Source organism: Pararhizobium mangrovi, from assembly GCF_006516965.1.
In the GTDB taxonomy this organism is placed as follows: domain Bacteria; phylum Pseudomonadota; class Alphaproteobacteria; order Rhizobiales; family Rhizobiaceae; genus Pararhizobium_B; species Pararhizobium_B mangrovi.
Genome location: NZ_VHLH01000001.1, coordinates 326,484 through 345,246, shown reverse-complemented (window position 1 = coordinate 345,246; position 18,763 = coordinate 326,484). Strand labels below are relative to the sequence as shown.

16 protein-coding genes are annotated in these 18,763 nt (G+C 62.8%); 3 read left to right on the top strand and 13 right to left on the bottom strand.

Annotated features, from left to right (window positions below; translation table 11 throughout):
- Positions 1-80: 80 nt before the first annotated feature.
- The 11 genes from FJU11_RS01625 to FJU11_RS01575 all read right to left on the bottom strand — a co-directional run bounded on the left by FJU11_RS01625 (position 81) and on the right by FJU11_RS01575 (position 14,277).
- Positions 81-1,796, bottom strand: a complete 1,716-nt coding sequence (locus FJU11_RS01625; RefSeq protein ID WP_141165246.1) for a dihydroxy-acid dehydratase — start codon at positions 1,794-1,796, stop codon at positions 81-83.
- A 2-nt stretch (positions 1,797-1,798) separates the two neighbouring features.
- Positions 1,799-3,247: an NAD-dependent succinate-semialdehyde dehydrogenase gene (locus FJU11_RS01620; protein ID WP_141165245.1), complete on the bottom strand. Its 1,449-nt coding sequence runs from the start codon at positions 3,245-3,247 to the stop codon at positions 1,799-1,801.
- Between the two features lie 24 nt (positions 3,248-3,271).
- Positions 3,272-5,155, bottom strand: coding sequence for a thiamine pyrophosphate-dependent enzyme (locus FJU11_RS01615; protein WP_141165244.1), 1,884 nt, complete (start codon positions 5,153-5,155; stop codon positions 3,272-3,274).
- Positions 5,148-6,659, bottom strand: coding sequence for a tripartite tricarboxylate transporter permease (locus tag FJU11_RS01610; protein WP_141165243.1), 1,512 nt, complete (start codon positions 6,657-6,659; stop codon positions 5,148-5,150). The genes FJU11_RS01615 and FJU11_RS01610 overlap by 8 nt, the downstream gene beginning before the upstream one ends.
- A 3-nt stretch (positions 6,660-6,662) precedes the next feature.
- Positions 6,663-7,154 carry a tripartite tricarboxylate transporter TctB family protein gene (locus FJU11_RS01605; protein WP_141165242.1) on the bottom strand — a complete coding sequence of 164 codons (492 nt, stop codon included), beginning with the start codon at positions 7,152-7,154 and terminating at the stop codon, positions 6,663-6,665.
- A gap of 59 nt (positions 7,155-7,213) precedes the next feature.
- The gene (locus tag FJU11_RS01600; protein WP_141165241.1) at positions 7,214-8,182 is read right to left on the bottom strand and encodes a tripartite tricarboxylate transporter substrate binding protein; all 969 of its coding nucleotides are present in this window, start codon (positions 8,180-8,182) and stop codon (positions 7,214-7,216) included.
- A gap of 126 nt (positions 8,183-8,308) precedes the next feature.
- Entirely contained in the window at positions 8,309-9,316 is a 1,008-nt protein-coding gene (locus tag FJU11_RS18710; RefSeq protein WP_141165240.1) for a xanthine dehydrogenase family protein molybdopterin-binding subunit, read from the bottom strand.
- Positions 9,313-11,199 carry a molybdopterin-dependent oxidoreductase gene (locus FJU11_RS18500; protein WP_141165239.1) on the bottom strand — a complete coding sequence of 629 codons (1,887 nt, stop codon included), beginning with the start codon at positions 11,197-11,199 and terminating at the stop codon, positions 9,313-9,315. Before FJU11_RS18500 ends, FJU11_RS18710 begins: the two co-directional genes overlap by 4 nt.
- Positions 11,192-12,085, bottom strand: coding sequence for an FAD binding domain-containing protein (locus FJU11_RS01585; protein ID WP_268935180.1), 894 nt, complete (start codon positions 12,083-12,085; stop codon positions 11,192-11,194). Before FJU11_RS01585 ends, FJU11_RS18500 begins: the two co-directional genes overlap by 8 nt.
- Before the next feature lie 147 nt (positions 12,086-12,232).
- A complete protein-coding gene (locus FJU11_RS01580; protein ID WP_235890731.1) occupies positions 12,233-13,390 on the bottom strand; it encodes a zinc-dependent alcohol dehydrogenase in 1,158 nt (385 codons plus the stop codon).
- A 38-nt stretch (positions 13,391-13,428) separates the two neighbouring features.
- Positions 13,429-14,277, bottom strand: a complete 849-nt coding sequence (locus FJU11_RS01575; protein ID WP_141165237.1) for an IclR family transcriptional regulator — start codon at positions 14,275-14,277, stop codon at positions 13,429-13,431.
- Between the two features lie 156 nt (positions 14,278-14,433).
- Between FJU11_RS01575 and FJU11_RS01570 the strand changes: the two genes are divergently transcribed.
- Positions 14,434-14,880, top strand: coding sequence for a BLUF domain-containing protein (locus FJU11_RS01570; protein ID WP_181408000.1), 447 nt, complete (start codon positions 14,434-14,436; stop codon positions 14,878-14,880).
- A 58-nt stretch (positions 14,881-14,938) separates the two neighbouring features.
- On the opposite strand, the gene FJU11_RS01565 is transcribed toward FJU11_RS01570, so the two are convergent.
- Positions 14,939-15,316 carry a hypothetical protein gene (locus FJU11_RS01565; protein WP_235890730.1) on the bottom strand — a complete coding sequence of 126 codons (378 nt, stop codon included), beginning with the start codon at positions 15,314-15,316 and terminating at the stop codon, positions 14,939-14,941.
- Between the two features lie 121 nt (positions 15,317-15,437).
- Positions 15,438-16,445, bottom strand: coding sequence for a cation diffusion facilitator family transporter (locus tag FJU11_RS01560; protein ID WP_141165235.1), 1,008 nt, complete (start codon positions 16,443-16,445; stop codon positions 15,438-15,440).
- A 136-nt stretch (positions 16,446-16,581) separates the two neighbouring features.
- On the opposite strand from FJU11_RS01560, the gene FJU11_RS01555 reads away from it, so the two are divergent.
- Together FJU11_RS01555 and FJU11_RS01550 are read left to right on the top strand one after the other, a co-directional pair.
- On the top strand, positions 16,582-17,484 hold the full coding sequence (locus FJU11_RS01555; RefSeq protein ID WP_141165234.1) for a sugar kinase: 903 nt from the start codon (positions 16,582-16,584) through the stop codon (positions 17,482-17,484).
- Between the two features lie 121 nt (positions 17,485-17,605).
- Positions 17,606-18,736, top strand: a complete 1,131-nt coding sequence (locus FJU11_RS01550; RefSeq protein WP_181407999.1) for an AI-2E family transporter — start codon at positions 17,606-17,608, stop codon at positions 18,734-18,736.
- Positions 18,737-18,763: the final 27 nt, after the last annotated feature.

Genomic DNA, 18,763 nt, shown 5'->3' with positions numbered 1-18,763 from the left:
GACGTTCATCGAAGCGTTCGCCGCGAAGATCGCGGGCGCTCGGAACGCGCCGTATGGTGCCCGTTCCCGTATGTCTCGTCTCAGCCGTCTGCGACTGGCTGCAGGAGAGCGAAGTCACAGCCTTCGTCGGCTTGCAGCACCTCGGCTGCATAGATCCGGTCGTAGCCGCGTCTAGCCTCAGGGGGAACCAGATCGGATTTCCAGGCGGAACGGCGTTCGTCGAGTTCGTCGTCATCGACCAGAAGCTCGATCCGCTTTTCCCTTACCGACAAACGGATACGATCGCCGGTACGCACCAGTGCGAGCGTACCCCCGATCGCCGCTTCCGGCGCGACATGCAGAACGATGGTGCCGAAAGCGGTTCCCGACATGCGAGCGTCCGAAATTCGGATCATGTCCTTGACCCCTTTTGAGGAAAGCTTCTTGGGGATCGGAAGATATCCGGCCTCGGGCATGCCGGAAGCCGATTTCGGACCGGCGTTTTGAAGCACCATGATGTCGTCCGGTTCAATGTCGAGTTCGGGATCGTCCACCCGCTCGGCAAGATCTTCCAGCGATGCGAAGACAACGGCGCGCCCCTCCTTTTCGAAGAGCGAACGGTCGGCCGCCGAGCGCTTCAGGATCGCTCCACGGGGAGCGAGGTTACCGAAGAGAGCGATGAGACCGCCCTGCGGCTCGAGAGGCTGCGCGGCGGCGGCGATGACGCGCCTGTCGACGTGCCCCGGGTCCTTTTCAAGCCGGTCTCCCAATGTCTCGCCCGTGACCGACACCGTATCGAGATGCAGAAGAGGTTTCAGTTCGCGCAGGACGGCGCCGACCCCGCCGGCGAAGAAGAAATCCTCCATATAGTTCCGACCCACGGGTTTGAGGTTCACCAGAACCGGCGTCTCGTCGGAGAGCGCATTGAGGCGCTGCAACGAGACGGGAATACCGAGCCGGCCCGCTACCGCGGTGAGGTGAATGACGGCGTTTGTCGAGCCGCCTAACGCCAGGAGCACGCGAATGGCGTTCTCGACCGATTTCGGCGTGATCACCTGGCTCGGCCGAATGGGGTCACGGATCATCCTGGCGGCCGCCATGCCCGAAGCTTCCGCCGCCCTCAGACGGTCCGAGTGCACTGCCGGAATCGCTGCCGTACCGGGCAGCGACATACCCAGCACTTCCGCAATGCAGGCCATGGTCGAGGCGGTACCCATTACCGCGCAGGTCCCCGCGGTCGTCGCCAATCTGCCTTCGATGTCGTTGATCTCTTCTCGCGAGACCTCGCCCGCCCGGTACTTGCCCCAGTAGCGGCGGCAGTCGGTACACGCGCCAAGCCGCTCCTCGCCGTAGCGAGAGGTCATCATCGGTCCCGCAACGAGTTGCACCGCCGGCAAATCGGCCGAAGCGGCGCCCATGAGTTGCGCCGGCACGGTCTTGTCGCAACCGCCCATCAATACGACCGCGTCCATCGGCTGGGCGCGGATCATCTCTTCGGTATCCATCGCCATCAGGTTGCGGAACTTCAGAGAGGTCGGTGAAAGGAATACTTCCCCGAGCGAAATGGTCGGAAACTCGATCGGCAGGCCGCCACCCAACAGTACGCCGCGCTTGACGTGTTCGACCATCTCCGGAAAGTGCCGATGGCAGTTATTGAACCCCGAGAACGAGTTGGCGATGCCGACGATCGGCTTTTTCAATACTTCGCGGGAATAGCCCATCGAAGCTGCGAAGGAATTGCGGAGATAGATCGAAAAATCCCGATCGCCGTAATTCGTCAGGCCCCGCGCGAGCCCCGTTGCGTTCTCATCGGTCACGATCAACCTTTCGCCGAGAGTTTGATCTTCACGTATTTCGGATCGAGGTAATCCTTGATCCCAAGCGATCCTCCCTCGCGCCCCATGCCGCTTTCCTTGACGCCGCCGAAAGGCGCCTCGGCGGTCGCCAGCAGCATTTCGTTGACGCCGACCATGCCGACCTGCAGATCCTCGTAGGCGTGGGTGGCACGTGACATGGATTCGGTGAACACATAACCGGCAAGCCCGAACGGTAGAGCATTGGCCCGTGCCATGACTTCGTCGTAGTCCGAGAAGGTCGTAATCGGCGCGATCGGACCGAAAGGCTCCTCGACCATGACCCGGGCATCGTCGGCTACGCGGCCCAATACGGTCGGCTCGAAGAAGAACCCGGCGTTCATGTGAGCGGGACGCGCGCCCCCGGCCAGAACCTCCGCGCCCCGATCGACCGCGTCCTTCACCATTCCGCTGACTGTTTCGAGACCACGGCGGTTGGCCATCGGCCCCATCTGCACACCGTCCTCCATACCACGGCCGAGCTTGAGCGACTTCGCGACTTCGGCAAAACGGGCCGAAAAGGCCTCGTATCGACTTTCATGCACGAAGAAACGCGTGGGGGAGATGCAGACTTGCCCGCAATTGCGGAATTTGGTGGTCGCACAGACGTCGGCGACCGCTTCGGCATCCGCATCGTCGAAGACGAGAACCGGGCCGTGCCCGCCGAGTTCCATCGAGACCTTCTTTACACCCTCGGCGGCCAGGCGAAGAATCTGCTTGCCGACCGGGACCGACCCGGTGACCGATACCTTGCGCACGATCGGCGAAGCGACGAGCCGCTCGGCGATCATCGAAGACTGGCCGGTCAGATAGTTGACCGCCCCTTTCGTAATTCCCGCATCGTGGCAGGCCTCGACCAGCGCGGCGCAGGATGCGGGGGCCTCTCCGGCCGGCTTGATGATGATGGCGCAGCCGGCGCCGAGCGCGGCCGCGATCTTGCGCGCAGGCAACAACGCCGGAAAATTCCACGCCGAAAATGCCGCGACGACACCCACCGGCTGGTAGATCACCTGCATTCGGCTGTCGGGGGTCCGACCTTCGATAATCTGCCCGTAGATACGCTTCGTTTCCTCGGCGTACCATTCGAACTGATCGGCGGCGGCATTGGTTTCGCCCTTCGCCTCCGCCAACGGTTTGCCGGTTTCGAGGCTCATGAGATCTGCGATCGTATCGACGCGTTCCCGGATCAGCTCGGCCACGCGGCGCAATCGGGCGCTACGCTCCCAGGTACCGACCCGGCGCCATGTCTCGAACCCGGCCTGAGCTGCGGATAGGGCCGCATCGATGTCGGCTTCCGTCGCTATGGCAATGGTACCGAGCGAGGTTTCGGTGGCCGGATCGGTGACGGAGCGGGTGGCGCCATCGGATGCCTCGCGCCAATCCCCGGCGATATAAAGGTTCAGGTCGTGATACATGGTCTTCGTCTCATATCTGGAGCATTAGATGGATTGGCGAAGCCAGTCTCGCTGGACGTCTTCTACCCAGTTGCCGACGTTCCAACTTCCGTAGGCGCCCATGCCGGCGAACTCTTCGTGGCCACCGTAGACGGGAATATGCACAAGGCTGAGCCCGTCGTGTTCCCATGCCGCTTCGAGTGCAGCGAGCAGGTCCTCGACCGTGTGGCCGCCGTGGAGAGCCTTTACACCGGCCACCGCGCCCGCCATCGCGACGTAATCGACCGGAACACTGTCGTTGGTCCGGAACTCGCGGCCGTACTGAGCGAGCTGCAGGCCGGTAATCGCAGCCATGCGACGATTGTCGAACAGCGCGATCATTCCCCGTACGCCATGTTCGACCGCGTCGATGAGCACTTGCGGGTTCATCATGAACGAGCCGTCGCCGGTGAACGCTATACCGTATCTCGGTTCGCCGACACCGACGGCCCCCAGAAGCGCGGAGCCGGCAAACCCCATGTAGGAGGCACCGGTCTCGGTAATGGTTTCGCCCGGCCTGTCATCTTCGACGATCTGGAAACCGTTGGCCTGCACATCTCCCGCATCGAAGAATTTGACCGCTTCGATACGCTTCGCGAAAGAGGCGACGGCATGGATCGCGGCGGGTTGCGTCAGTACCGGCCGTTGCCAGACTGCATCCTCGACGGGTTCCTGTGCGAAACGCTGCGCCTTGAAGGCTTGCCATTGCGCCTTCCTGGACGCGCAATTGCTCACGAAAACCTCGGACTTCCGCCGATCGGCGACGGACAGGAGCCGGTCGATCACCGCGGTGATGTCGCCCGTGAGCATTTCCGTATGCGCATAGTGGCTCGCGTCGTCCAGATCGCCATTGATGTTGACCACGGCTTTGGCTTCAGGCCAGCCCGTGCCGGAACAGTCAGCCTGACAGACACCGCGCGAGCCGATGAATATGGCGAGTTCGGCGTTCTCCATTGCATAGTTGCCGCTGATCGTGCCTTTCGATCCCCCCACATGCATATTCAGGTAATGATCGTCGGGGAGCACGCCCGTGGAACCGGGCGACAGTACGACCGGCGCGTCGAGCGCCTCTGCAAGCCGCCTTACCGCTCCAGCATGCCGACGCGCGCCTCCACCGGCTTTGATCACGATGCGATCGTGGGCGGCGAACATCTCGGCAGCGCGTCGATAGGGCTCGTCGTCGGCCGGAGCGCAAGGCGGGGCATACAGTTTGCCCGGCAGCGTGGAAAGGTTCAGCGCCATGGCCTGTGGTTGCGTATTGATCGGCGCGAGAATGTAGAACGGCTTCGCTCGGTAGGGATGGTGCACGCAGGCAGTTCCGCGACGCATGCATTCGCGTAGCGCTTCGGGCGTGTGAAGCACGTAAGACTGCCCCATGAGACCGGTGATCTGGCCGAACAACCCCTGCTCCGGCTTCGGCACCTGCTGCATGTTGTAGCCCTCGCCGCGCGTCGTCTCGTCGCCGTAGATGTGGTAGACGCCGACCCCGTTGGAGGCGGCGGCGAGCGAACCGGCCATTGCCTGCAACCCTCCGGGCCCGATCGAGGTCACGATTGCCGGGGTCTCGCCGTACACCCACGCGTGCGCAGTGGCGGCATGTGCCATTTCGACCTCGTTGCGGCAGTTGAACACTCCGAGGACACCTGCTTCGCAATAGATCCTGAGGATTTCGCCGAGATCGGTCGAGCCGTGGCCGAAGATGGCGAACCACGTGCGCACACCCTGCTTGAGGAGGCCGAGAACCAGGCCCTCCGATAAAGTGAGATCGACGACCTGCGATCCGGCTTCCAGCGCTGCGAAGCCGTCCCGGCCGATGAGCTCGGCGCGCTCGTGGATGGCGGCGGCGTTCGGCGGTCCGTCTTCTCGATCTTCGGCAGTGCGCTCAAGCATTGCTCTTCTCCGCAAATTTGGCTTTTCGCCGCAGCTTCAGCTCGCTGAACGATTGCAACACCACGACGAGGGCGGCGAGACCCACGAAAGCCATGGCCACGGGCGAGGTGTAGAAGATGTTCCAATGGCCTTCCGATAGCGACATCGCCGTACGGAACTCGTTTTCGAGCGTCGGGCCGAGCACCATTCCCAGGATCACCGGCGTCGTCGGGATGCCCACACGCAGGAGGACCCAGGCCCCCACGCCGACGACAGCCATGGTGTAGATATCGAAAACGGAGTTGCGGATCGTATATGCGCCGATCACACAGAGGACGAGAATGATGACAGCCAGAAGCTGCTGCGGGATGCGCAGCACGTACACGAAGAGGCGAATGCCGCCGAGCTGGATCAGCAGGATGAAGACGTAGGCGATCACGACGGCGATGTAGATGCCGTAGACCACGCTCTCGGAATTCATGAACAGGGAAGGACCGGGGGTAACGCCATGGATCTTGAGCCCGGCCAGTACGATGGCGGTGGCCGGATCGCCGGGAATGCCGAGCGACAGCAACGGGATGAGCGTCCCGCCGGTGACGGCGTTGTTCGCGGTCTTGGGCGCGACAACGCCTTCGATGGCCCCCCGGCCGAAGCGTTCGGGCGTCTTCGAAAAGCGGCGCGCGTGATCATATGCGAGGAACGCGGCGATTGCGCCACCGGTCCCGGGGATGGCACCGATCACCGTACCGATGGCGGAGCAGCGGGTGATGAGCCAGGAATTGCGACCGAGAAGGCGCAGGCTCGGCAGTTCGACCCGAAGGGATCGCGTCTCGTTCTTCTCGCCTTCGCCTCGCGCGTGACGAGCAAACACTTCGATCACGAAAGGAATGGCGAATAATCCGATCATCGCGACCAGAAGGTTGACGCCCTGAAGCATGTTGACCACGCCGAAGGTCATGCGATTGACCCCATCGATCTCGTCGATGCCGACCGTCATGATCATCAGGCCCAGAGTACCGGCGATGAGACCCTTGATCATGCTGGAGCCCGAGAGGCCGCAGATCGTCGACATGCCGAAGAGGACCAGCGCAAAAATCTCGGCGGGACCGAACTCGATCGCGACCTTGCTGACGAGATTGACCGAAATCATCATGACAATCAGCGAGAAGATTCCCCCGAGCGTCGAGACGATGACGGCCGTACCGAGCGCGATGGAGGCTCGGCCCTGCTTGGTGAGAGGGTAGCCGTCCATAACGGTGGCTGCGGCCGAAGGTGTACCGGGAATGCCGAGCAGGATCGCCGACACCGAGCCGCCGGTCATACCGCCTATGTAGGTTCCGAGAAGCAGCCCGATAGCCGGTACCGTGTCCATGCCGAACGTGATCGGCAGCGCCAGAGCGAGCGCTACGGTGAAGGTCAACCCGGGTATCGAGCCGAAGATGATGCCGATAAGGGTGCCGAGCCCTACGGCGCCGATCGCCCAGGGGGTCAGCGAAAGCAATGCGGCTTGATAAAGGGTTTCCATGGATCAGCCCAGCGATATCCAGGTTCCGACGGCCAAAGGAAGAGCCATGATCTTTGCGAAGACGAGCCAGCAACCAAGGGTTACCCCGAGGGTCATGGCGCCGATACGCACCGGCGCGCGGTCACCGGCGAGGATCGTCATCGTCAACGCCACACAAAGAGCGGTCGCCAGAACGAAACCGATCTTCTGCATTGCGTAGCCGTAGAGCATGATCAGGCAGAACAGCGTCAGCATGGTCGCGAGTTCGTTGCCACCCGACCCGGCATCGTCATCCAACGGCGGTTCGATGCTTTTCGGCCCGCGGAAGGCACGCAGGACCGCGAAACCGGCGGATAGGAGCCCCAGAACCGCCCCCAGCAGCAAGGGGAAAGCTCTTGGTCCGATGTCGCCGTCGCCAGCGCCGGGTGGAATGGTCATCCACACGTAGCTGCACCATACGACCGCCAGCAGCGTGAACACGCTTCCTGTCGCGACATCCTTGCGATTGCGGATCATGGGAAGGTCCCTCCAGCATGGTCGATGCCCGACGACGGCGTCCGTCGCCGAGCATGATGTCAGTTCGTCATGCTGAGCGAGCCGAGCAGCTTCTTGTAGAAGGTGTCGTCCTTCGCGATTTCCTGACCGAAGGCCTGGGCATCCAGGTAAGCAGGCGTAAATCCGAGCTTTTCTGCAGCGCTCTTGAACTCCGGGGATTCGGTCGCGGCCTTGGCAGCGTCCTGCAGCGTCTTGATGACGTTCGCGGGCGTGCCCTTCGGAGCGGCCAATCCTCGCCACATGGTGATGTCGATATCGAAACCCTGTTCAGTGGCGGTCGGCACGTCCGGGAGGAGGTTGACCCGTTCCTTGCCGGTTACGGCGAGCACCTTGAGCTTTCCCGCTGCGGCGTAGGACTCGAACTGTCCGGGCCACTGGATGGCCGCATCGATACGACCGCCGAGCAACTCGATCGGTGCCTTTCCGTCGCCGTAGGAAATATAGCGAACCTTGTCGCCGATCCCCATAGCGTCGAACAGCGCGGCCGAGGTCAGATGCGTGAACGAGCCCTTGCCGGAAATTCCGACTTTCAGCGTGCCCTTCATCGCCTTGACGGCCTTGGCCATGTCGCCGAGCGTCTTCCAGTTCTTGTCCGCTGGCACGGCAAGGGCCGGCGTCTCCTTGGAAACCTGAGCGATCGGTTCGAACGCAGAGTAATCGAACGGAATCTTGCCGGTGTGATAGGACGTGTTGATGGAATTCGAGTTCCATACGATGTTGTAGCCGTCCGGACGCGAACCCTGAACGAAAGCGTAGCCCACCGCTCCGCCACCGCCTGGTCGACTGACCGGCACGACCGGTTCGCCGAGCTTGTCGGTCATCAGCTTGGACAGCACCTGCGCGATCGTGTTGGCGGTGCCGCCGAAGAGCACGGTCATCTCCACCGGCTTCGTCGGGAAATCCGCGGCGCCGGCAGCCTGCCCTCCCCCCAGCGCGAGCCAGACCACTGCAAGTGACCCGACGATCCAGCGTTTCAAGAATCCTGCCATGACTTCCTCCCTTGTGGTTGCGGTCCATCGGAGCCGGCGTTTGGTCGGTCATCGACCGAGGCCGCTCCTTTCCTCGTCTTGCTGCTCAAGAGATCGTGCCGAGCATCCTCCCGCACGGCATCTGCATCAGGCTGTCTGTGCGTCGGCACGGCGCTTTTCATGAAGCGCAGCCAGTACACGTTCAGGCGTTGCGGGAAGGTCGCGAATGCGCGCACCGATGGCATCGTAGATCGCGTTCATGACCGCTGGCGCGGTCGGTATCAGGGACGGTTCCCCGATGCCCTTCGCACCAAGCGGGCTCAGCGGATCCGGGTCCTCGACGATCACGGAATTGATCTGGGGGACATCCAGCGAAGTCGGCAGAATATACTTGGCGAAACCATGGGTGACGGGATGGCCCTCGCTCGTCTGGTAGTCTTCCATCAACGCCTGGCCGAGGCCCTGCACGACGCCGCCTTCGATCTGACCTTCGACGCCGCGCGGATTGATCGCGCGACCGACATCGTGGGCGGCCCAGATGCCCAGAACCTGCACCTCGCCGGTGATCGTATCGACTTCCACTTCGGCCACCTGCGTACCGAAAACGTACGCTTGCCAGGGGCTGCCGTGTCCGTCCACCGGATCGAGGCCGGTGCCGTGAGCCGTGAAACTGCCGGAGCCGACGGGAACGACCCCGCGCTTCTTGCATAGCGCTACCGCTTCTTCCATCGTGATGCGCTTGTTGGTGCTTTCGGCCCAGAGAAAGCCGTCGAAGCTGCGTAGATCCTCGACCGGCACTTCCCATGCTTGGGCGATCTCGTCGAAGAGACGTGCCTTCGCCTCCCGGCAAGCGAGCGCAACCGAATTCCCGATCATGTAGGTCTGCCGCGTCGCGCCGGCATGAGCGGCCTCGGGAGATCGGGCGGTATCGTTGTCGCCGATCGTTACCTGTTCGGGCTTGACGCCGAGCTCTTCGGCAGCGACCTGACTGAGAAGTGTCAGGATCCCCTCGCCGATCTCCGTCACGCCGGTCAGCACCTTGGCCGTGCCGCCGTCGTCGAGTTCCGCCCAGGCTCCCGCACGATCGATCGTAGCCGTGCGCGCGATACCATACCAGGAAGCGGCGACGCCGCGGCCACGCATCTTGCGCTTCATGACGCCACCTTCGCTTTTTCGATCTGATGCCGCGCTTCGTTGAACCGTGCGCCGAGCGTGCAGGGCTGGCGCGTATCCGGTCCGTCGAGGTCGCTGCGGTTCGCACCGCGCACGTTGGGTGGTCCGGCTTCCCATCGGCTGGCCGTTTCGGCCGCCTCGAGCACCCGGTCGATGGAAGCCGAGTTCAGCGTCTGCTGCGTGTGTGTCCTGGAACCCGCTTTCATCATGTTGCGCCGGCGGATCTCGAAGGGATCCAGACCCAGCTTCTCGGCCGCCATGTCCATCATCGATTCGGTGGCGAACTGCGCCTGCATTCCACCGAAGGTGCGGAAAGCACCCGACGGGGTGTTGTTGGTGTAGACCACCGTCGTGTCGACCTTGATATTCTCGACCTCGTAAGGCCCGCAGGACAGGATCGCAGCCTTGCGCATGACGCCCTCCGAAGACATTCCGTAGGCGCCGCCGTCGGAAAGCATGGAGAATTCGACGGCGGTGATGCGCCCTTCCTTCGTCAGCCCCATCCGATAGCTCGTGCGCGAGGGATGTCGCTTGGCCGAAGCCATGATCGACTCCTCGCGGGTAAAGACCAGGCGAACGGGACGTCCGGACTTCATCGCGGACAGCGCCAGCATGCCCTGGTAGATCATGTCTTCCTTGCCGCCGAAGCCACCGCCGACCGGCGACATGATGAAGCGCACCTTGTTGATCGGCTTGTCGATGATGGTCGAAAGCATATGGCGGTGATGGGTGATGTTCTGGCTGGGAGAGATCACCGTGACGACATCGTCATGGTCGACATAGGCAATTCCGGCTTCGGGCTCGAGATAGGCGTGTTCGACCTGCTGGGTCGAGAAGCGCTCCTCGATGATCAGTTCCGCCGCGGCGAAACCCGTCTCGATATCGCCCTTGCGCAGGGGGATGTGTTTCACGACGTTGTCGGCTGCATAATCGTGGATGACCGGCGCACCGGGTCGAAGCGCTTCCTCGGGGTCGTAGAGGCCCGGGAGCGGTTCGTATTCGACGGCGATCAGCTTGGTTGCCTCACGCGCGATGCGCACGGTATCCGCGGCTACGGCGGCCACCGCTTCGCCGACATGGCGCACCTTGCCACGCGCCATGATCGGCTGGTCGTGGACAAAGACACCGAAGCCATCCTCACCCGGCACATCGTCGCAGGTGATCACGCAATGCACGCCCGGCAACGCTTCGGCCTTCGACGTGTCGATCCGGCTGATACGGGCATGGGCATGAGGAGAACGCAGCACCTGCATGTGCAGCATGCCCTGCATCTCCATGTCGCCTGCATATTTCAGCCGACCCGACACCTTCGACGGAGCATCGAGACGTCGCGTATTGTGTCCGATGTAGCTTGTCTTCGTAAGCTCGGGATTGAGCGCGGTTTCCGGCAGGGTACCGGCGATCACGTCGCGGGCGATCTCGACCGCTTCGAAGATCTTGGTGTAGCCGGTGCAGCGGCAGATGTTGCCGCCCATGCGTTCCTTGATCTCCTCGATCCCGGCGGCGGGGTTTTCGCGCAAGGCCGACGTGGCCGCCATCACCATCCCGGGGATGCAGTAACCGCATTGACTGGCGCCGGTCTTGTGAAAAGCTCTTTGGACCGGGGTAAGCTCGCCCGGCCGAGACAGGCCCTCGATTGTCTCGATCGTCGTGCCTTGCGCCTTGCTGGCCGGCATCAGGCACGATTTGAACAGCTTGCCGTCGACGAAGACCGAGCAGGTGCCGCATTCGCCGGCCCCGCAGCCCTCTTTGGTGCCCGTCAGAGCCAGATCGTCCCGCAACAGATCGAGCAACCGGTATGACGGATCCACGTGACGCGTGATCCTTCGGCCATTCACGGTCAAGTCGAGCTCGAGTTCAGGCATGGAGGGTCTCCCTTTGATCGGGTTCCGGCTTGGGGGCACCAAGCGTCACGAGAGCGTCTTCGATCGCCGCCTCGACAAAGCCGCTTGTCACCGCGCGCCGGTACTCGACCCGACTGCGCGACGCGACCATCTCCGCCGGTTTGAGGCTTGCCTCGGCCACCAATTCGCTGGTCATCTGCCTGCCGCGAAGCATCTCCTCGATGTCGCGCAAGCGTATCGGGCGTGGCCCGATGCCACCGAGGGCCAGACGCACATCCTCGATGATACGGCCATCGTCACCGGTCTTGATCAGAGCGGTGCAGCATACGGCCGAAATGACCAGGGATCGCCGCAAACCGACTTTCTGGAACGAACCGCCGTAGCCTTCCATCGCGTCGAGTATGACCGCGGTGGCAATTTCGCCCGGCGCCATTTCGGTCCGGCCGGGACCGGTGATGAAGTCGGAAACCGGCATTCGACGCGAAGCGACGGCGCCATGATCGAGCCTTGCCAGTTCGATCTCCCCGTTCAGGGTCAACACTGGTGGAATGCCGTCGCCCGCCGGCGAAGCGTTGACGATATTACCGACCAGCGTGGCTTGCTGGCGGATCTGATCATCGGCGAACCAGGCGGCGCAATAGGGCATGTTCGGCAGAAGCCGGATGAGCGTCTTGTCTTCCAGGAACACCTGATAGACGACGTTGGCGTTCAGCCGGACACGATCGCCCTGAACCTCGTATCCGCAAAGCTCGGTTACGCGGCTAAGGTCGATCATGCTTGGCAGATGCACATCGCCGCCTCGCCCCTCGCGTGCCCACGGCAGGATGTCGGTCGCGCCGGCCACGAGACGGCTGCCCTTCGGGGCGGCCGCCCATGCTTCGAGCGCTTCCTTCAAGCTCGTGGGCATCAAATACGTGTCACAGGTAAGCATCAGACCTGTTCCTCCCGGATTCCAGATCACTACAGCGCGTGGGAGCGTGTCTCTTCGTACGGGCCGGTAAAGCCGAGCCTTCGCTTCGATCTCCACGCGAAAAGCGAAGCGACGGGACGCTGCCTATTCGGCGGCGATCTGCTGTTGTTGCGCCCGCTTGTTCCGCACGACCACCTTGATCGCGTCCTCGACCCTGTCCTTGGCGTAACGCAGTGCTTCCGGCAGTTCGGCGATGTCGAAGGTATGGGTATGGATCAACGTCGCATCGAAGCGCTTCTGCCGCATGAAGGCTTCGGCGCGATGGGTCGCCGTCTTCCCCTCGCCACGAATTCCGAACAGATAGATGTTGTTTCGCACCAGATAGGCCACGTCGACTTCGGGCGAATTACCGGGGAAGGCCGCAAGGCAGATCTTGCCACCACGGTTGAGCATCTGCGCCGCCTCGTTGAGCGAGTTCGGCGCGCCGGAACATTCGACGACGTAATCGGCTCCCTTGCCACCCGTATATTCGCGCACCTTTTCGACAGCATCTTCGTTGCGCACGTTGATGACGTGGTCGGCACCGAGCTTCGAGCCGATCTCCAATCGGTTGTCGCGCGTGCCGGTCAGAATGACCGGCTGCGCACCGAGCGCTTTGGCGACCGCAGCACCCAGCAAACCGATCGGGCCCGGCCCCGTGACAACCACGCTTTCGCCGGCGACCAGTCCACCGAGTTCGGTCAGGCCGTACATCGCCGTCCCCGCAGTCACGACCAATGTCGCTTCTTCGTCGGACATGGTGTCGTCGACATGGACAAGCGTGTTGACGTGGTTCACCTGATACTCGCAGAAACCGCCATCGGTCGTGAAACCGTTGGCGCGATGGCCCTTGTCGACGTCGCCGTAGTTCTTTCCGTAGTTATGGCACGAAGTGTACATGCCCTCGCGGCAGCGCTTGCACTGACCGCAGCCGGCATGGATCTCCACCGTCACGCGTTCGCCGATCCTGTATTCATCGACGCTCGGTCCGAGAGCGACGACGGTACCCATGTATTCATGACCCGGCGTGAAGTTCTTGTTGAACGGCAGTCCGCCCTCGATCATGGCCGGCGGGCCGTGATGGATGATCTCAAGATCCGTCGCGCAGATCGCTACCGCGTCGATACGCACGAGTACCTCGGCCTTCTTCGGCTCCGGAACGGGCTTGTCGACGAAGGTCAGTTCGCCTGGATCGCCCAGAACCCAAGCCTTCATCGTTTCCGGTACCGGATAGTCCGAATGGGTCGTTACCGTCTCGCTCATCGGCATGGGTCTATTCCTCCACTACAGCACGAAAGTCGTTAGGCTCGGCTTACCTTGAGTTGGTCCGAGAGGGATCGACCGCATTGGACGACCCGCTTGATCACGTGGCTTCGATAGGCGTCGGAGTTCTTCTCGGCAGCGAAGGTTACCGAGATCGAGGCGATAACTGCGCCCTTTTCATCCCGAACGACGCTGCCACAGCACACGACGCCTTTTTCCAATTCCTGGTCGTCGACCGAGAAGCCGTTGCGCCGAACATTCCTTAGTTCCTCGATCAGACCGGAAAGAGAAGTGATCGTTCGCTCGGTGTAGGCAGTCAGCCCGTTCTGCGAGATGACCCGCACCATTTCCGTCTCCGGCAACCAGGCGAGGATCGCTTTGCCGGTCGCCGTCGCATGCAGCGCCGTCATCTTCTTGAACTCGTCCGCTTCGCGCACATTGGTAGCGTAATCGGCACGCAACTGCGTCACGAGGTTGGTACCGCGCAGAACGGCCATCTGGGCACTCTCGACGAGTTGCTCGGCGAGAGCGGTCAGCTTCGGGCGCACGAATTCGCCGAGATCGATCTCCCGCGAATTCATGTCCACCAGTTCGTTCAGTCGCGAGGACAGCATGTAGCCACGGTTTCGACCCGCGTGCAGCACGTAACCGCGTCCGACCAGGGTCGCGACGAGATGATGGCAGGTGGAAACGTTCAGCTGCGCCAGTGCGGCGATCTCGTTCAGCGCGAGCGGTTCGTTGGCATCTGCCAGTATCTCGATGATCGTCAACGCACGACCGACCGACTGGATCGTTCGCCCGCGATCGTCGCGAAACTCGATGCGATCAGGGCTTTCCAGAGCCATGCGCCCGGTTACTTCGTCGAGATCTCGGGTACCGATGCTCATTCGTCCCTCCTCCTGGAGCAAGAATGAGACGATGCCCGCAACCGGTCAATCAATTTAGAAATAATTAAAAGCAATTGCACATGGTGAAAATGCATATGATTGACGGTCACCACGCCGCCAATATATCCCGACCATCGCAAGATGGAGGAGGGAGTTATGGGCTTGGAGCACTTGGTCTATGTCAGCCAGGCCAGGGATAGTCTGGACAGCGACGGGCTCGGTGCGATTTTAAAGGAAAGCCGCCGGTACAACGCCCAACACGATATTACGGGAGCACTGCTTTTCGTCGAGGGTCGTGGAGGTCGCAGCGGGAGTTTCATGCAACTTCTCGAAGGCCCCGACGAAGAATTGGAAACGCTTCGCGCCCGGATTTTTCGCGATGCTCGTCACCATACCAAGGTGGTGCTGCAACGTGGACCTCTGGCAGCACGCAACTTTTCAGAATGGTCTATGGCGTTCCGAAACGTGTCGCCTTCGGTCCTGGCCGCGCACCCGAAGTTCGCAGATCTGTCCGAACCTGCATTCATGGACCGTTGCCGCCGCCAGGAAGTCGGAGATGCCCGGGCGTTCCTCCGCACGTTCTGGGATGCCGATCCGCTTTGAGCCGTGCCGATGTCGGCCATCGCAGAAGGCACGCTCTCGTGGCAGATCGGCGAAATGGTTACTCGTCGTCCGTAAGCGGCATGATCACGTTCTCGTCGATCGAGCCGGCGACGAACGCGCGTTCGCCCTTTGCAGAGAAGCGGCCTTCCGGTTCGTCCACGACCGTATAGAGCTTGTCGTCGCGGAATGCGCTGGCGATGGCGGTCGAGTTGCCGTCGCCGGGCTTGGCGTTGGTCTGGCGGAAGTCGGTTTCCGCGGCGGTGGCGACGAGGCGGGCGTCCGCCGGAGAATAGGCGCGCACCACGACTTCGCCTTGCGACGTTGCCCCGTCCCAACGTGGATCGTTGGCGGCCGCGAGCGGGACGAGACGGTAGAGCGCGAGCGTTTCCGGGCGATCCGTCGGAATGGTGTCGCGCTTCGGGTTCGGATCGGGCATCGTGGGTTCTCCAGCGTCTTCGATACGCCGCGTTAACCGATACGGCGGGCGATCGTTCCTTCGAGCACCGAGACGAGCGCTCGCGTTCCGGGCGCCAGGTCATGCGGTCGAAAGGCGGTAATCAGGCCGGGGCGGCGCTGCCTTTCGTGGTGACGTCGCTCTTCGGCCATTCGCCCCTGCGCAAACGTTCGTGGTCCTCGTTCGCCTGGGTCTCGATGAAGATCTGGCCCATGCCTTGAAAGCGTTCGCGGATACGCACCTCGAGTTCGCTCGTCACGCGTTCGATCTCGTCGTGGCTGGCGCTGTCCTTGAAGTCGAGGCTGATGGCGACGAGAACGTCGTTCGGGCCAAAATGCATGGTACGAAGTTCGTTCACGCCGGCGACAAGGTCTTCCTCGAGCGCAAGCTTGCGGATGTCACGCACGGTCGCCCCGCTCGTCGCCTCGCCGGTCAGAAGACCCTTGGTCTCGAGCGCGAGCCCCGTCGCGGCAAGCGCGAGGATGACGGAGATGACGATCGACGACGCCCCGTCCGCCCAGGTCCAGCCGAAGAACTGGACGGCGAGAATGCCGAGCAGTGCTGCGAGCAGACCGAGCAGGGCCGCCGTATCCTCGAAGAGCACGGTGAAGATCGTCGGGTCCTTCGATCGCCGCACGGCGCGGATCAGGCCGACATCGCCGCGCTGCCGATTGAACTGGCGAAGTCCGATGATCCACGACGCCCCCTCGAAGACGATCGCGAGCGCGATGACGATGTAGTTCGTCAGGAAGCTCGATATCGGTTCCGGGTGGGAAAGCTTTTCCACGCCTTCGATGAAGGAGACGCCGGCGCCGAGCCCGAAAATGAGAATCGCGACGACGAAGCTCCAGAAATAGATTTCCATGCCGTAGCCGAAGGGATGCGTTTCGTCCGGCGGTTTTTTCGAACGGCTGATGCCGAGCAGGACGAGGCCCTGGTTTCCCGTGTCGACGACGGAGTGGATCGCTTCGGAGAGCATGGCGGACGAGCCGGTATAGATCGCGGCGCCGAACTTGGAGATGGCGATGGCGAGATTGCCGCACAGTGCCGCGTAGACCGCGACCTTGGACTCCCCGTGTTCGTCGGAACCGTCCGCTTCCTTGTCGCTCATCGCGTTCGCCCTCTCGTGTCGTTGTAACCGGCAACGCCCGGGCGCCCGTTTTGATCCCCCGGGCCGGTGCTTGCGGCATCGCTTTCGGCAGACTATCCCGCCAGCGAAGTGATTTCCGTGCGAGAAGGATCGACCGATGAGCCGAGGCACAACCCTGACTTCGATCGGCGAATGCATGATCGAGTTCTCGCGAACGGCCGAAGACGATGTCTGGCGGCGCAACTTCGCCGGCGACACCTTCAATACCGCATGGTACTTCAGCCGCCTGGCGCCGGATGGCTGGAAGACGGCCTATTTCACGGCGGTCGGCGACGACGCGCCCTCGCGCGATCTCGAACGGTTCATCGCTGCAAACGGCATCTCGACCGAATTCGTTCGCCGCGTCGCCAACGCCTCGCCGGGTCTCTACCTGATCGAGCTCGAAAACGCGGAGCGGCACTTTTCCTACTGGCGCGAAGCTTCCGCCGCCCGCCGGCTCGCCGCCGATCGCGAGCATCTCGCGAACGCGCTCGCAGCGAGCGGCATCGCGTATTTCTCGGGCATCACGCTGGCGATCCTGCCGGAGGCGGACCGCGCGGTCTTCATCGATGAACTGGCCCGCGCACGCGAAGCCGGCACCACCGTCGCGTTCGACCCCAATTTGCGGCCCCGGCTTTGGCCGGGCACGGCGGCGATGACGGAGGCGATCGACGCGGCGGCCGCGGTCTCGACGATCGTCTTCCCGACGTTCGAGGACGATGCGGCCGCGTTCGGCGACGCGAACCCGGCCGCATGCGCGCGGCGCTACCGAGACCGGGGGGCCGAAACGGTGATCGTCAAGAACGGTGCCGAACCGTGCCTCGCGGTCGAAGGCGAAACGACGACCGAAGAACCGGCAGTCCGCGTTGCGGCACCCGTCGACACCACGGGCGCAGGGGATTCCTTCAACGCGGCGTTCCTCGCGAGCCGGCTATCCGGCGCCCCGCTCGGCGACGCGCTGAAAGCGGCACACGCCACCGCGGCGAACACCATTGCCGGATACGGCGCGCTCGTGCCCTGAGCGAAGCGGCGCACGTCCCGCCCGGCTTGCCTTCGCCGGATACGCCTCGATTCGTTTCGCCGGTCGAACCATGCGGCCATCCGAAGCGTTCATTCGGCACCTCTCGCGGCGAAAGACCTCCATGGCCGAAAATCAGCATGAGCACGGCGGCGCCAGTGCCCGTATCGCACGCCAAACGGCGATCGTCGTCGCCGTCACCATGGCCTTCGTCATCGCCGCGCTCACGCTGTGGTACGCGTCCACCGCCTTCCTGACGCTCGGCGTTGGCATCGTGCTTGCCGTCGTTCTCGATGCCGGCACGCGCGGGCTCTCCCATCTCGTGTCGTGGAGCCGGGCAAGCCGCCTCGCCCTCGTCATCTTTCTGGCGACCGCCGTCGTCGCCGGGGCGATCACGTGGGGCGGCAGTACCCTCGTCGGCCAGTTCAACGAATTCGCCTCCAGCGTGCGCCAGCTCGCCCAGCAAGGCATGACCACGCTTCAGCATTCCCGCTTCTTCGGTAGTGGCGACACGATGAAATCGCTGCTTCCTGGCATCCAGACGGTTCTCGGCGGTGCGACGACGGTGCTGCCGGCGGCGTTGAACTGGTTCTCGATTCTCTTCGCCATCGTCTTCATCGGTCCGTTCCTCGCCTGGGAGCCGAGCGCCTACAAGACGATCGTGCTCAGCCTAGTCGTTCCGAGCCGGCGCGAGCGCGTCGACGAAGTGCTCGATGGCGCGGGGGCCGCCATGCGGCGATGGCTTCTCGGTCAGAGCGTCAGCATGCTCGTCATCTTCGTGCTCAGCATCATCCTGCTGATGGCGATCGGCATGCCCTACGCCACCCTGCTCTCGCTTCAGGCGGGCCTCCTGACCTTCATCCCCACGCTCGGGCCGTTCATCGCCGGTTGCATCATCGTGCTGGCGGGCTTTTCGCAGAGCGCGTCGATGGCGCTCTGGGGGCTTGTGGTCTACCTGCTGATCCAGTTCGTCGAATCGAACCTTGTCACCCCGATCGTGCAGGAAAACACGATCAAGATGCCGCCTGCCGCGACGCTGACGCTGCAGCTTGCCGCGGGGTTCCTCTTCGGCCTGCTCGGGGTCGCCTTCGTCGTTCCCCTCTCCGCTGCGATCCAGCACCTGATCGAGGAACTCTACGTCACCGATTGCCTCGGCGGTCCGTGGCAGGACAAACACGACAGCCGTCCGAGCCGTCTCGCCGTCGGCACGCGCTACCTGATGCGGCGCGTCAAGCATTCCTTCTCGAGAAGCTGACAGCCGCCGTACTCGATCAGGCTGGAC

Coding starts and splice junctions, on each gene's coding strand:
- FJU11_RS01565 (WP_235890730.1), bottom strand. CDS start 15,316: ATGCCCGATCCGAACCCGAAGCGCGACACCATTCCGACGGATCGCCCG.
- FJU11_RS01610 (WP_141165243.1), bottom strand. CDS start 6,659: ATGGAAACCCTTTATCAAGCCGCATTGCTTTCGCTGACCCCCTGGGCG.
- FJU11_RS01620 (WP_141165245.1), bottom strand. CDS start 3,247: ATGTATCACGACCTGAACCTTTATATCGCCGGGGATTGGCGCGAGGCA.
- FJU11_RS18710 (WP_141165240.1), bottom strand. CDS start 9,316: ATGAAGCGCAAGATGCGTGGCCGCGGCGTCGCCGCTTCCTGGTATGGT.
- FJU11_RS01585 (WP_268935180.1), bottom strand. CDS start 12,085: ATGCCCACGAGCTTGAAGGAAGCGCTCGAAGCATGGGCGGCCGCCCCG.
- FJU11_RS01570 (WP_181408000.1), top strand. CDS start 14,434: ATGGGCTTGGAGCACTTGGTCTATGTCAGCCAGGCCAGGGATAGTCTG.
- FJU11_RS01615 (WP_141165244.1), bottom strand. CDS start 5,155: ATGCTTGAGCGCACTGCCGAAGATCGAGAAGACGGACCGCCGAACGCC.
- FJU11_RS01560 (WP_141165235.1), bottom strand. CDS start 16,445: ATGAGCGACAAGGAAGCGGACGGTTCCGACGAACACGGGGAGTCCAAG.
- FJU11_RS01605 (WP_141165242.1), bottom strand. CDS start 7,154: ATGATCCGCAATCGCAAGGATGTCGCGACAGGAAGCGTGTTCACGCTG.
- FJU11_RS01555 (WP_141165234.1), top strand. CDS start 16,582: ATGAGCCGAGGCACAACCCTGACTTCGATCGGCGAATGCATGATCGAG.
- FJU11_RS01575 (WP_141165237.1), bottom strand. CDS start 14,277: ATGAGCATCGGTACCCGAGATCTCGACGAAGTAACCGGGCGCATGGCT.
- FJU11_RS01550 (WP_181407999.1), top strand. CDS start 17,606: ATGGCCGAAAATCAGCATGAGCACGGCGGCGCCAGTGCCCGTATCGCA.
- FJU11_RS01580 (WP_235890731.1), bottom strand. CDS start 13,390: ATGAGCGAGACGGTAACGACCCATTCGGACTATCCGGTACCGGAAACG.
- FJU11_RS01600 (WP_141165241.1), bottom strand. CDS start 8,182: ATGGCAGGATTCTTGAAACGCTGGATCGTCGGGTCACTTGCAGTGGTC.
- FJU11_RS18500 (WP_141165239.1), bottom strand. CDS start 11,199: ATGCCTGAACTCGAGCTCGACTTGACCGTGAATGGCCGAAGGATCACG.